Genomic DNA, 13,304 nt, shown 5'->3' with positions numbered 1-13,304 from the left:
TCCTACAAATCGCTAGTGTTCTTACTTTGTTCCATGTATAATGGTACGATGGAACAACCGATTCTCTTAGTCGTCGCCTTGGTGCTTGGCCTCGCTGTCGGAGGTGGCGCCGCGTGGTTCTTTGCTTCGCGCCCCGTTGTTGATTTACGCCAGCGATTTGAGGCACGCGATGGTGAGGCGAAGGCCTTGGACGAGAAGTTTCGCAAAGCGATCACCGAACTTGCCACCATGTCCGAACGGGCAGGGCAGGCCGATGGATTGGCTGAGGCTTTGGAGAAGGCCCGCGTCGAGAACGCGGAGTTTCGCGCCGAACGCGCAGGCTTTGCTGAACAAAAGCGGTTGCTCGAAGAATCGCGCGATAAGCTGTTGAAAGAATTCGAAAATACGGGCGCGCAAGTGCTTGGCAAAGCGCAAGAAAGCTTCCTTCGCCGCGCAGAAGAACGCTTCAAACAATCCGAGGAAGCGGGCGAGGCCAAGATTAAAACATTGTTAGCCCCCGTTGGTGAGCGGTTGGAGAAGTATGAGCGGCAAGTCGAAACACTCGAAAGCCAGCGTAAGGATGCGTTTGGTCAACTAACCGGCCTGATCCAATCCATGCGCGAGGGGCAAGAAGAGGTCCGGCGCGAGGCGCAGCGGCTCGGCAACTCGCTCACCAATGCCCCAAAAGCGCGCGGTCGGTGGGGCGAGCGGGCCTTGCAGAACCTGCTCGAGCAATGCGGTCTTGCGCAGCACACAGACTTTGATCTGGAGCACTCGATCGATACCGAAGAGGGCCGTCTGCGCCCTGATGCGATCATCAATGTGCCGGGTCAAAAGAAGTTGGTGGTCGATTCCAAGGTTTCGTTGAACGCCTATCAAGCCGCGTTTGAGGCTGATGATGATGGGGTGCGCGATGAGCAGTTGAAGCTCCACGCAAAGTCGATGCGCAATCATGTGCATGCTCTTGGCGCGAAGAGCTACCAGAGCCAATTTGAAGAAGCGCCTGATTATGTGATCATGTTCGTGCCCGGAGAGCATTTTGTGACCGCTGCGCTCGATGCTGATCCCGAATTGTGGGACTTCGCGTTTGAGCGGCGAGTGCTTCTCGCAACACCCACCAACCTTGTTGCGATCGCACGAACGGTGGCGCAAGTCTGGCGGCAGGATGGCCTTGCTCAAGAGGCTCAAGAAATCGGGCGAATGGGCGCTGAGCTTTATGAACGGCTAAGCGTTGCCGCAGGGCACTTGAAGCGCGTTGGCGGTGGGCTTGAGAGCGCAGTCAACAACTACAATAAATTCGTCGGCAGTTTTGAACGCAACGTTTTGTCGTCGGGCAAACGCCTCGCTGAAAAGGGCGTCGAAGTCGGCAAGCGCGAGATTGAAGACGTCCCGCTGGTCGAAAGCTCACCAAGATACAACAGCGCTGATGCTGATGAAGCTGAAACAGCAGCAGAACCGAGCGCTCTCATGTTTGGTGAGCAAAAGGACGCGGCGGAGTGATCACTCCAATCCGGTCAGCACCTCATAGGCGAGCACTGCGCCCGCGACCGCAGCATTGAGCGAATCCGCGCGCCCCTTCATCGGCATGGTGACGCGCAGATCGCATTCTGCTTCGTAGGCTTCGGGCAGTCCTTGCGACTCGTTGCCGACCAGTATGAAACACGGCGCCTGATAGACGGCGCCGCGATAGGGCACAGCATCGCGCAAACTGGCCGCCACCAATTGCCCCGGACCGTTTCGCAGCCATGGCAGGAATTCCTCCCACCGAGCCTGCGCCAATCCTTGGGTAAATACCGCGCCCATGCTCGCGCGCACGGCTTCGGCGCTAAAGGGATCGGCGCAGTCATCGAGCAGGATCAGTCCGCCAGCGCCAACGGCATCGCCAGTTCGCAGCATGGTGCCAAGATTGCCGGGATCGCGCAGGTCTTGCGCGACCAGCCAGATAGGGGAGGCGCCGCGGTCAAGCCTGCCTAGTTCAGTGTCGAATTCATCGAAGACCCCAATGACGCTTTGCGAATTGGACTTACCCGTGATTTTTGAGAGGATATCTGGCGTGGTGGTGATGACTTCACCACCGCTTGCGGCAACATCGCCTTCTAATCTGGCCAGAAGCTCGTGCGCATCGCGTTCTTCGGCCATGACCAATTGGCGCGGCAGATGCCCGCAGGCTCGCGCATCTTCTAGCAGTCGCAAACCCTCAACCAGAAATTGCCCAGCACGCTTGCGCAGTTTCTTTTCACGCAAAGAGCGCAGGTATTTCACTGTTGGGTTCGAGAAGCCGGAAATGTGTTTGCGCATTGTGCGCGTCCTACCTGCCGCTATTCTTCGCCAAAGCCATCTTCGACCAGCGCCACCAGTTCAGCCAGCACCGTGTCCGAATTTTCGCCGCCTACGATTAGCTCAACGTTGTCGCCCTTGGCTGCACCCAGCATCATCAGGCCAAGGATTGATCCCCCGGCAGCTTGATTGCCGTCCTTGGCAACCTTGACTTGAGCGCCTTGCGGTAATGCCGCGACTGCTCCGACAAACTTCGCGCTGGCTCTGGCATGAAGGCCGCGCTTGTTAACGATGGTGACGGTCTGACGAAGTTCGCTCATGCGATTATTTGCCCGCAGCCGCTTTGCGCGGCGCCGTTTCACCGCCGAGCAATTCGCTCGCTACAGTGATATAGTTGCGTCCGGCGGTTTGAGCTGCATCCACAGCTTCGACCACGTCCATGCTCTTGCGAGCACCAGCAAGTCGGATCAGCATTGGCAAATTGATGCCCGCAATCACTTCGACTCGGCCTGTTTCAAGCAATGAGATAGCGAGGTTGGACGGCGTGCCGCCGAACAGATCGGTCAGCACAATTACACCGTTGCCCGTGTCCACCGCCGCAATCTTTTCAGCAATCTCCGCGCGTCGGTGTTCCATATCGTCATTGGGGCCAATGCACACGGTTTCAACGCCGGATTGTTTTCCGACAACGTGTTCCATTGCCTCAAGAAATTGGTCGGCTAGGCCGCCATGGGTCACGAGGATCAAACCAATCATAATTTAGTCCGTAATTACCCTGCGGCCCGTTATTCCAAGATGAACACGATGCATGTGTTCACTCCTCATCATATTTACGCATTTTGAGTGCCTCTATCGACGCGCGCCTTCAATTTCATCGGCGGCGCGCGAGGCCAAATTGCGGTGCCGGACAGTGGGCGAAAATCCAGCGCCGTGCAAGGCCTGCGCCATGGTTTCCGCAGTGAAGACCGAGCGGTGTCTCCCTCCGGTACAGCCAAAGGCGACATGGACGTAAGACTTGCCCTGTGCAGCATAGCGAGGGAGCAGTATCAGAAGTAGGTCGCGGATTTGATCAAACGCGGCCTGGAACGCGGGATCGCTCTTTATATGGGCGCCGACAGCCGCATCTTTTCCGGTAAGTTCGCGCAATCCTTCGACCCAGTGTGGATTGTCGAGAAAACGCATGTCGAACACCAGGTCAGCCAGCGGCGGCATGCCGCGTGCAAAGCCGAAGCTAGACACCGTTAGCGTCATGGGCGCGCCCTCTGCATCGCCGAACAGGTCGCGCACTCGATTTTGTAGATCATTGGCGGTCATGGCGCTGGTATCAATTACGATTTCTGCCCAGCGCCTCAGTGGCTCGAGCAATTCGCGCTCGGCCGCTATGCCTTCTTGAACGGTTCGGCCCTGTGCCATTGGGTGGCGGCGACGGGTTTCGTTGTAGCGCCGTTCCAGCTCACCGCCGGCGCAATCGATAAACATAAATGTGATCGCAAGATCAGATCGCTCTCCCAAGTCTTTGACTAGGTCAATGATCTCGCCCGGAACGAAACCGCGCGTGCGCGAATCAAAACCAATTGCGAGAGGTGCGCGCGCACTGCCTGGATCAGGCTCTGCGACCAGGCGATCGAGAAGGCGGACGGGGAAGTTGTCGATGGTCTCCCAGCCAAGGTCTTCCAACACATCGAGGGCTGTCGATTTACCAGCACCGGATAGTCCAGTGACAAGCAGCAGCCGCTGTGGATCGGATTGGGAATCGGTTAAGTCAGCCATCACTCCTGTCCTTTGCGCCTCCAACAGGCGAAGGGGAAGGCGTTCTGTCGATTTTTGACGATCATTCGCTGGCGAGACCAAACTGTCTAAAGGCCCATTCGGCGCGGATGGCAGGTGCGATTGTCCCAGGATTGAAGGCTAGGCAGGGGATGGATTGACCCAGAATTTCCCGAACCGGTGCGTTAGTGGGGAGCCGATCACCTTCTTCGCCCAAGCGTAGAATCAAAGCGAGTGGACAGGGCGAAGAGACTGGCATTTCGACAATGCCCACACCGCGGATTTCGAGAAGGCCTGCTATGTTCGGAGGTGGGCTCGCTACGACGGCTTTATCAGCTCGACTCAACGACACTCCATCATCTCCGATCAATTGAGCACCGCGATCAATCAGCGCAAGCGCAAGGGATGATTTACCGCTGCCCGGTTTGCCTTCAATCGCAAGCGCGCGGCCATCAATCGCAACGCAACTTGCTTGCAGGATGACGCTGGTTGGCTCTTCCATCCTCGGATCAGTCTGCGGCTGGTAGACGAAAACGCAGACAGGCTCCAGGCGCACCATCAGGGCGGCTTTCAGCGCTAAGTGTGCCATCATGCGCCTCTGCAATAGCGCGCGCAATGGCGAGGCCTAGACCTGAATGGTTGCCGAAATCCTCTGCCTCAGGTCGCACAGAATGGAATCGATGAAACACTTTCTCACGTGAGTTTTCAGGAATGCCGGGGCCGGAATCGCAGACCAGCACGGTCACGCATTCGCCGTCATTTTCGATATGCACTTCGATCGGTGCGCCGTGCGGTGAAAAGGAAACCGCATTGTCGAGCAGGTTTTCAATCACCCGCTCCAGGCGTGCGCCCACTCCGAGAACATGCGCAGAGAACCCGCGCGCATCTAGGTTGATGGGATGGTCCAGATTCTCAAAGCGGTTTTCGCGGCTGCCAATGATCGCGCGCACCAGATCAGCTATATCGAGCCGCTCCAAAGTCGCCCGCGACATTTCGGCATCGATCCGGCTCGCATCCGAAATCTCACTCACGAGCCGGTCGATCCGGCGTACATCATGGGTGATGATTTGCTCTAGTTCGCGCCGTGTATCTGCGTCCTTCACCTTGGGTAGGGACTCAACTGCGCTTCTCAGACTTGCGAGCGGGTTCTTGATCTCATGCGCTACGTCGGCTGCAAAACTGTCAACCGCGTCGATGCGTTGGCGAAGCGCTGTGGTCATATCGGAGACAGACCGGGCCAATTGGCCAATCTCATCACTGCGTTCCGGTAGGCGCGGCACTTCAATATCGCGTTCGCGCCCTTGTCGCACTTTTTGCGCGGCGCGCGCGAGCAATTGCAGTGGCGATACAATGGTCCGGGCAAGGTAGAGCGAGAGCATGGCGGACGCGAACAGAACGAGCAGCACTGCCAATACGAGCGCCGACCGTGCAGCCCGGATACTCTCCGTAATGTCCACCGCATTGCGGACTGTCAGCAGCGTTGTGCCGTTTAGACTGACGGGAGCTGCTGCGGTGATAACCGGCGTCCCGTCAACCCATTCATAGAGGCGGATTTGGCTGACTCCATCTTCGCGCGCTCTGACCAACTCGGGGAACGCATCGGCGTTTTGCGCCTCGGTTTCGACATAGGCAGGAACGGGCTGCGCGCTAACGATGGCATCGACCATCCGGTCAAGCCAGCGTGCCCAGGATTCCTCCCAAGTGTCGTCGGTGACATCATTGAGGACAAAAGCTGGCTCTTCATCCAGAGCAAAACTATCCGCTGACAATTGCCCGTCGGGATCGAACAATCGCATGCGCATGCTTTGTTCTCTGCCGATCTGTACCAGCAACGCTTCTTGGCGTTCGCGGGTGGCACCGGCCAGAGCCTCTGCGCTAATCTGCGCCTCAATCCGAGCAAGCTTAAAGCGCTCATCGATCAACTGCGTGCGATACGTATCGAGGTAGAACAACCCGCCAGAGAGCAGCGCCAATGGCAGAATGTTCACGATCAGAATGCGCGCAGTTAGCGAGAATCGCCCAGCAAAAGTCAGGCGTTCGCTGGCGCGGCCAACGACCGGCGTGTCTTCGCTGGCTGCCTGCACAATCGGCTGCATATCAGCCATCGTTGAAGCTGTATCCTGCGCCATAAAGCGTATCGATCGCGCCAAACTCACCATCTACGGCGCGGAATTTTCGCCGCATCCGCTTTATGTGGCTGTCGACGGTGCGATCATCGACAAACACGTCGTCCGGATAGGCTGCATCCATCAATTGGTTGCGGCTTTTGATCACACCAGGGCGGGCTGCGAGAGCTTCGAGGATTAGGAATTCTGTGACGGTTAGGGTCACGGGTCGATCATTCCAGGTCACATAGTGACGGGCTGGGTCCATGAAGAGCCGTCCCCGATCAATTTTGGGGTGGGCTGGCTCTGTTGGCTGAGGCTCGTTGCCAATCGGCCTATCAGGTTCTGCCCGCCGCAAAATTGCGCGAATGCGCGCGGTCAAAAGGCGCAAGCTGAAAGGTTTGGCGATGTAATCATCTGCGCCCAATTCCAGACCTGCTTCTTCGTCTTCTTCATCATCTTTGGAGGTCAGGAAAATGACCGGCATGTCGGAGTGATCACGCACCCGGCGCAACAATTCCATTCCGTCCATCTTAGGCATTTTAATGTCGAATACGGCAAGGTCAGGAGGGTTTTCAAGCAGAGCCTTGAGCGCAGACTGGCCGTCCGAATAGATGCGGGTCACAAACCCTTCAGCCTGAAGCGCAATTGACACGGTGGTCAGGATGTTGCGATCGTCATCGACCAGCGCAATTTCAAACGCTTCTTTGCGCTCTGCTTTGTCGCTGCCGCCGTGCTGAACAGCGTCGCCGCTTTGATCGATGGTTTCGCCTGACATTGTGGCTCTATTGCTCCTCGCCTCGCTCCGCTTGCTTAAGTAGCGGCAAGTGGGCGGGGAGACAATCTCGCATGTGGTGAGCGAATGCGCTGCAAAAACGCAGAATCAGCTCACTTGCGGGCCGAGCGGAGCCTCACTTTCGGTGCAACCAAATTGTGCATTGCAGCACCAAAATGCACAGTTTGACGGAGGTGATTGGCGCATCTATGCGAGATCTTGGAATGGGACCCGCGGCGCTAGAAATCGAGTCGATTTGGCGCCACTCTTTGAGCGTAATTGATCGCCTGAGGGGCGTTGGAACCTGTCCGAAAACTGTTGCTCCAATTTCCCTCACTAGGAGATGTTCACCGTGATTCCCCTCACTCAATCGCTCTCATCACAGGGCATTGAAACGCCTGCTGAAATTCACCCCAATCTGGGCATCTCTGCACTCGTCGAAGCGACCATCAAAGACGGCGAAGGCTCGCTTTCAAAGCATGGCGCGCTGGTCGTCCAAACGGGCGCAAAGACGGGCCGCAGCGCAAAAGACAAGTTTATCGTGCGCGATGCGGAAACTGAGGACACGGTGTGGTGGGGCAAGGTCAATGCGTCGATGACGCCGGACCATTTTGCAGCTCTCAAAGAGGACTTTTTGAAAGCTCTTGGGGAAAAGAGCACGCTCTACGTAGCGGACCTTTTCGGCGGCTCGCAGCCAGAGCACCGGGTGAATGTGCGCGTGATCAACGAATTGGCGTGGCACAACTTGTTTATCCGCACGATGCTTGTCCGGCCTACGGCAGATGAGCTTGCGGACTTCGCGCCTGAATACACGATCATTGATCTGCCTAGCTTTAAAGCTGATCCAGCGCGCCACGGCACCAATTCAGAAACGGTGATCGCTGTGAACCTTAGCGAAAAACTGATCCTGATCGGCGGCACACGTTATGCAGGCGAGATGAAGAAGAGTGTATTTGGCATTCTCAACTATCTGCTGCCTGCCAAAGGCGTGATGCCGATGCATTGTTCAGCCAATATCAGCGCGGATGGCAAAACGGCGGTGTTCTTTGGTCTTTCGGGCACAGGAAAGACCACACTTTCCGCAGATGCATCGCGCACGCTAATTGGCGATGACGAGCATGGCTGGTCAGATACCGCGGTCTTCAACTTTGAAGGCGGCTGCTATGCCAAAATGATCCGTCTCTCCGAAGAAGCTGAACCTGAAATCTATGCCACCACGCGCCGCTTTGGCACCGTGCTCGAAAATGTAGTCATGGATGAGGGCACGCGTGAATTGGATCTGGATGACAACAGCCTGGCTGAAAACACGCGCGGCGCATACCCGATCGACTTCATCCCCAACGCCAGCAAAGACAATCTAGGACCGGTGCCTAGCAATGTGGTGATGCTGACGGCCGATGCGTTTGGTGTTTTGCCTCCGATTGCGAAGCTCACGCCTGAGCAGGCGATGTATCACTTCCTTTCAGGCTACACAGCGAAAGTGGCGGGCACTGAGATTGGCGTGACCGAGCCAGAGGCGACCTTCTCAACCTGCTTTGGCGCGCCCTTCATGCCGCGCCACCCAAGTGTTTACGGCAATCTCCTCAAAGAGCGGATCGCCAAGGGCCAAGTGCAATGCTGGCTGCTGAATACGGGGTGGACCGGCGGCAAGTATGGCGTTGGCAACCGCATGCCAATCAAGGCCACGCGCGCGCTTCTCAATGCGGCGCTTGATGGCAATCTCGAAGGCGTAGAATTCCGCGAAGATGCCAATTTCGGTTTTGCTGTGCCCGTGCATGTGCCTGTTCTGGCGCAGGCAGGCATCGACCAAGCTATCCTCGATCCGCGCAGCACTTGGGCTGACAAAGGCGAATATGATGCAACTGCATCTAAGTTGGTGCAGCTATTCATCGACAACTTTACCGAGTTTGAAGCGCATGTAGATGAAGGTGTGCGCAGGGCCGCTCCGGTCGCCGCATAAGCTTCTCGAAACAAGAATTTACCATTGGCCTCGCTCTTATCCAGAGCGGGGCCTTTTTTGTGCCATCACAAATGGCTAGGCTGCGCTACAAGACGTTCAAGAAAGGGATCAAGTGATGAGCATTCTCGACGGTATTATGAAGCAGGTTTCCGGTTCACCAGACACAGTGGCAGCGCTCGCACAGAAGGTTGGGATTGATCCAGCCATGGCGGAAAAGGCCGTGGCAGCATTGGGTCAGTCGCATGCGGAGGACGGTGATACAGTCGAGCTGGCAGCGTCCAAGACCGGCATGGATACTGGCGCGCTCGGCGGAATTATGGAGCAGCTCGGCGGCGAAGGCGCACTGGGCGACATAGCAGGCAAACTGCAAGGCGGCGAAGGCGGCGGCCTTGCTGGCATTGCTTCGATGCTCGACCGAGACGGTGACGGCAATCCGCTCGACGATATTGCTGATATGGCATCGGGCCTGTTCGGCAAAAAGTAAGCGCCACTTTTCAAGGGGAGGGAATTCATGAGCCTAGCAGCAATGCTCCAGCAATCAGGAGCGCTAACCAGCATGGCGCGCGAGCTTGGCGTCGATGAAAGCACAGCCAAGACGGCGGCGGGCGCATTGCTGCCCGCCATCGTCGCAGGCATGGGTCGCAGCGCAACCGGAGGCACTTCGACACCTGATCCACTCGGCGGATTGGGCGGTCTTGCGGGCGCTATCCTCGGTGGATCGGGCGGCGGCTCAGGCGCAGGCGGAGGCCTTGGCGGGATGCTGGGTGGAGGTCTGCTCGACGCAGTACTTGGCACTCAGCCGACCCCTACGCAGCATGGCAACGACATCCTCGGCAATATCTTCGGCAGCAAAGATGTGAGCCGTTCTGTCGCAGGTGAAACTGCGGCACTGACTGGCCTTGATGAAGGGCTGCTCAAAAAGATGCTGCCGATCCTGGCGATGGCGGTTGCGGGCTACCTCGCGAAACAAGCCGGCGGTGGTCAGCCAAGTGGTTCGGGCGAAAGCAATCCGCTGGGCGGAATTCTTGGTTCGATTGTTACAGGGATGATGTCGCGATAAAGGCGCGGGCTAGGGCCGAAGATCGGTTCTAGCCACCCTCTTTTGAACCATCCTCGTCCGAACTGTCAGTGTCATCCACGTTGTCTATGACCGGTGTGGCCACAGCCATGCCTAAGTTGAAGGCCTCACCTTCAGGCCTATTGCTTAGCATCGCTATCAAACGTTGAGCTGACTGTGATACCCCGCTGCGATGCGGGTCCGCTGCTAGTGGCCTGAGGCTTTGCCGCGCGAGAGTGATCTTACCTTCTCGCGCCTGCATCATCGCAACGTTCAGCCATAATTGTTGGTCAAAAGGTGCCAATTGAGCGGCGCGCTCAAGCGCAAGCTTCGCGTTCTCAGGAGGCTCAAGGCCGCGTTGCGCATAGCTTCGATAATAATAGATCAATGGTAATGGATGATCGTTCTCAATCGAGTTGAGCTGCGAGAAAGGCGCCATTGCTGCATCATAGGCGCTGTCAGCATTCTCAGCGTTTTCGGCTTTGCGAAACAGCGCATAACCTTTTTGGACGTATGCGTTCGCTCGTCCTGGGTCGAGCGCAATGGCTGCTTCCGCAGCGGCAATGGCATTGTCGTCATTACCCGCATCATACTCAGCTTCTGCAAGGACCGTGAGGACGCCTGGATCGCTTGGATATTCCTCCGCAAATTCGCGTGCTTCCAGCACAATCTCTGCGGCTTGCTCTGCATTGACACCGCGCTGTGATCGCATGCGCAATTCCATGATTTCTGCCTCACCTTTGGGCAGTCTGCGCAAGGTGACAGGGCTGGCCTGCAATTGCTCGGGTGTCAGGCTGAAAGTAAACATGCGGCGCTGGCGTTGGTAGCCATTGAGCTCACTTTCCAGAACATCAAGATCGCCGAAGACTTCCTCGCCAGCATCCAAGGGGCTTTTGCCGTTTAAGACTGCAACCCAGTACTGCGTAAGCTGTCCCGAACGTTCCGGAGTGAATGTGAGATAGTGGTAAAGCAGCCAGCTGCGACCATAAAACGCATCATAGCGTCGACCTCGATTCTCTCTGTAGAGTTCATCGTCCAGCAATTCGCGAATGGGCACATCAACGGCGTTGGCAAGTTCATATCCGCGATGTTGCGCGGGTCGACCGATCAGGACTGAGCCATCACGATTAAATGTGGCTGAAGCGAAAAACTCGGCTGCGCCTTCGCTCATCCATCTGGGCATCGCATAACGAGAGGATGAGATTAGGAAGTGGTGTGCGTATTCGTGCAGCAACACGATGGTCGAAAAGTCAGGATAGCCGTTCTGGTTTCGGATGTCCTGAACAAAGGCACGGCTTCCACCCGCCCGAGGCACATAGAAACCTGCAATCGTGCGACTGCCACTGCCTGAAATGCGGCGAATATCGCGTTGTGATCCGACTACGAAAATTGTCACTCGGTTTGATGGACTTGGCTTTTCAACATCGCGCCCTGTGATAAACTTCATAGCGCTGTGATAGCGCTCCAGATTTTCCGCATAACGCTTAATGTCGCGTTCGCTATCATCGGCATAGATCACGAAATGATCAGAGGATGCCTCATACCAGGCGGCACTTGCATCCTGTTCCAACAACAGGCCGCAAAGAGCGATCGTGATTAGAACTAGTATACGATGAATCATTTGCTGCAGCCCCAATTTGCAGTTCCCTGTTACAGTATTCAGGAAACTATAAGAGCTTGATTTGAATTGTATAGATTGATCTGCGACCCGTATTGGTCAGGTCAAACGTTATTCTTCAAATCATCCAGATAAGACCATATCCGGCTCACCACGACGGATCCTTCGCCCACAGCGCTTGCAACCCGTTTGACGGAACCGGATCGCACATCGCCAACGGCAAAAATGCCATCTGTGCCGGTCTCAAACGGCGTTTCGCGGCCGATTTCCGCGCCTGTTCGAACGAACCCTTTTCCATCGGTTTCAACAAGGCCAGAGAGCCATTCTGTGTTGGGAGCAGCGCCGATCATTATGAAGAGGGCGCGTGTGTCGATCTGGCGATTACCATCAGGCGTGGTGAAGGTGACCGCTTCAAGCCAGTCTTCGCCGTGCAAGGCCGTTACCTGCGTGTGATAATGGATCGTGATCTTGGGATCAGCCTCTAGGCGGCGCGAAAGATAGCTCGACATGGACGCCGCAAGACTGTCTGAGCGCACGACCAGATGCACATGAGCAGCGGTGCGAGACAAGTACATCGCTGCCTGTCCGGCAGAATTGCCGCCCCCGATAACGACCGCCTCAGTCTTCGAACAAAAGCGCGCTTCCATTTCGGTCGCGGAATAGAAGATGCCAGCCCCTTCTAGCTCGCGCAGATTTTCAAGCGGCAGGCGGCGATATTGTACGCCTGTGCTAACGAGCACGGCGTTGGCGCAAACCTCATCGGCCCCATCCTCATTGGCATCAAGGGTGGCGCAGAAACTGCCGTCCTCGCGCTTTTCCAACTTCTCAACGCGGCGAGGCATCGCGAAGCGGGTTCCGAATTTAAGCGCTTGAATTTGTCCGCGATAGGTAAGGTCCGTGCCGCTAATGCCGGTTGGAAAGCCCATGTAGTTTTCTATCCGGCTCGACGTGCCTGCTTGCCCGCCGATCGCCATGTCTTCGATCACCAAAGCCTCCAGCCCCTCTGACCCAGCATAGACCGCGGCGGCAACTCCTGCCGGACCTCCGCCAACAATCAGCAGGTCAAAAACGCGCTGCGAACAGATGTCGAGATCGAGATTTAGGAATTGGGCGACCTTGCGCGGTGTCGGCTCTTCCAGCACTTCATTCGCGCCAAGGATCACGGAGGGTTGGTGACCAGATAGGTCGCAAACCTTGTTCGTTTCCTCATCGCGCGCATCCATGTCGTAGCTTTCAAACGGGATGCGATTGCGGGAAAGGAAACGCTCGACAGCCTGCACGGCTGGATCACGATCTGCACCGATAACTTTGACCGCGCCATTCGACATCTCAAACTGTTTGCGTCTGCGCGCGGAGAAGACGGTGATAAGATGATCCGAAAACTCCGGAACGCGGTTCATCAGATCGAGCACACCTTCGCGCGGGGCTTCGATCACGCGCGTATCGACCACGGCGCGCATCTTTAGGTAGTAAGTGCCACGATTGAGAAAGCCGATTTCACCCATGAACTGCGTCGGCCCAAGTGATGCCTCCATCAGACGCTCGCCGGAATAGGGGTCAACAACTTCAATCTCGCCCTCAAGGACGTAGACAAAGGTGTCCATTACCTCGCCAATTTCGGCAACGATTTCGCCCGCCTTGTAGACCTTCTCTCCGCCAATCTCGCAGATTGCATCGACATGGGACTGCGCGAGCGGCACACGCCGCATGGTTTCGAGTTCTTCTCCGAGCTGTTCCATTGGCGGGGATCTCCTAAGGGCCTGAGC

General features: G+C 56.6%; 13 protein-coding genes. 4 read left to right on the top strand and 9 right to left on the bottom strand.

The window, feature by feature from the left end; all coding sequences use genetic code 11:
* Positions 1–48 precede the first annotated feature (48 nt).
* Positions 49–1,479 (top strand): DNA recombination protein RmuC, encoded by a 1,431-nt coding sequence (locus tag AC0V6N_RS09285; protein ID WP_486171278.1) that lies wholly within the window; start codon positions 49–51, stop codon positions 1,477–1,479.
* Here AC0V6N_RS09285 and AC0V6N_RS09280 read toward each other — a convergent pair whose 3' ends face one another.
* The 7 genes from AC0V6N_RS09280 to AC0V6N_RS09250 all read right to left on the bottom strand — a co-directional run bounded on the left by AC0V6N_RS09280 (position 1,480) and on the right by AC0V6N_RS09250 (position 6,906).
* Complete coding sequence (locus AC0V6N_RS09280) at positions 1,480–2,277, bottom strand: TrmH family RNA methyltransferase (RefSeq protein ID WP_486171277.1); 798 nt, start codon at positions 2,275–2,277, stop codon at positions 1,480–1,482.
* A gap of 20 nt (positions 2,278–2,297) precedes the next feature.
* On the bottom strand, positions 2,298–2,576 hold the full coding sequence (locus AC0V6N_RS09275) for an HPr family phosphocarrier protein (RefSeq protein ID WP_486171276.1): 279 nt from the start codon (positions 2,574–2,576) through the stop codon (positions 2,298–2,300).
* 4 nt (positions 2,577–2,580) lie between these two features.
* A complete protein-coding gene (locus tag AC0V6N_RS09270) occupies positions 2,581–3,012 on the bottom strand; it encodes a PTS sugar transporter subunit IIA (protein WP_486171275.1) in 432 nt (143 codons plus the stop codon).
* Positions 3,013–3,105: 93 nt separating this feature from the next.
* Positions 3,106–4,026 carry an RNase adapter RapZ gene (gene rapZ / locus AC0V6N_RS09265; protein ID WP_486171274.1) on the bottom strand — a complete coding sequence of 307 codons (921 nt, stop codon included), beginning with the start codon at positions 4,024–4,026 and terminating at the stop codon, positions 3,106–3,108.
* Positions 4,027–4,087: 61 nt separating this feature from the next.
* Entirely contained in the window at positions 4,088–4,525 is a 438-nt protein-coding gene (locus AC0V6N_RS09260; RefSeq protein WP_486171273.1) for an HPr kinase/phosphorylase, read from the bottom strand.
* Positions 4,526–4,532: 7 nt separating this feature from the next.
* Positions 4,533–6,119: a sensor histidine kinase gene (locus tag AC0V6N_RS09255; protein WP_486172460.1), complete on the bottom strand. Its 1,587-nt coding sequence runs from the start codon at positions 6,117–6,119 to the stop codon at positions 4,533–4,535.
* A 1-nt stretch (position 6,120) separates the two neighbouring features.
* On the bottom strand, positions 6,121–6,906 hold the full coding sequence (locus AC0V6N_RS09250; protein WP_486171272.1) for a response regulator transcription factor: 786 nt from the start codon (positions 6,904–6,906) through the stop codon (positions 6,121–6,123).
* A gap of 340 nt (positions 6,907–7,246) precedes the next feature.
* On the opposite strand from AC0V6N_RS09250, the gene AC0V6N_RS09245 reads away from it, so the two are divergent.
* The 3 genes from AC0V6N_RS09245 (at position 7,247) to AC0V6N_RS09235 (ending at position 9,923) form a co-directional block, all read left to right on the top strand.
* Positions 7,247–8,863: a phosphoenolpyruvate carboxykinase gene (locus AC0V6N_RS09245; RefSeq protein ID WP_486171271.1), complete on the top strand. Its 1,617-nt coding sequence runs from the start codon at positions 7,247–7,249 to the stop codon at positions 8,861–8,863.
* 115 nt (positions 8,864–8,978) lie between these two features.
* Positions 8,979–9,347 carry a hypothetical protein gene (locus tag AC0V6N_RS09240; protein ID WP_486171270.1) on the top strand — a complete coding sequence of 123 codons (369 nt, stop codon included), beginning with the start codon at positions 8,979–8,981 and terminating at the stop codon, positions 9,345–9,347.
* Positions 9,348–9,374: 27 nt separating this feature from the next.
* On the top strand, positions 9,375–9,923 hold the full coding sequence (locus AC0V6N_RS09235) for a DUF937 domain-containing protein (protein WP_486171269.1): 549 nt from the start codon (positions 9,375–9,377) through the stop codon (positions 9,921–9,923).
* A 28-nt stretch (positions 9,924–9,951) separates the two neighbouring features.
* Here AC0V6N_RS09235 and AC0V6N_RS09230 read toward each other — a convergent pair whose 3' ends face one another.
* Positions 9,952–11,541 carry a DUF1570 domain-containing protein gene (locus AC0V6N_RS09230; RefSeq protein WP_486171268.1) on the bottom strand — a complete coding sequence of 530 codons (1,590 nt, stop codon included), beginning with the start codon at positions 11,539–11,541 and terminating at the stop codon, positions 9,952–9,954.
* 101 nt (positions 11,542–11,642) lie between these two features.
* Positions 11,643–13,277 (bottom strand): FAD-dependent oxidoreductase, encoded by a 1,635-nt coding sequence (locus AC0V6N_RS09225; RefSeq protein WP_486171267.1) that lies wholly within the window; start codon positions 13,275–13,277, stop codon positions 11,643–11,645.
* Between the last annotated feature and the right edge of the window lie 27 nt (positions 13,278–13,304).

This window comes from Erythrobacter sp. S57(2025), from assembly GCF_057365055.1.
The sequence above is the reverse complement of the archived record's forward strand: the minus strand, read 5'-3'. Positions and strand labels throughout refer to the sequence as shown.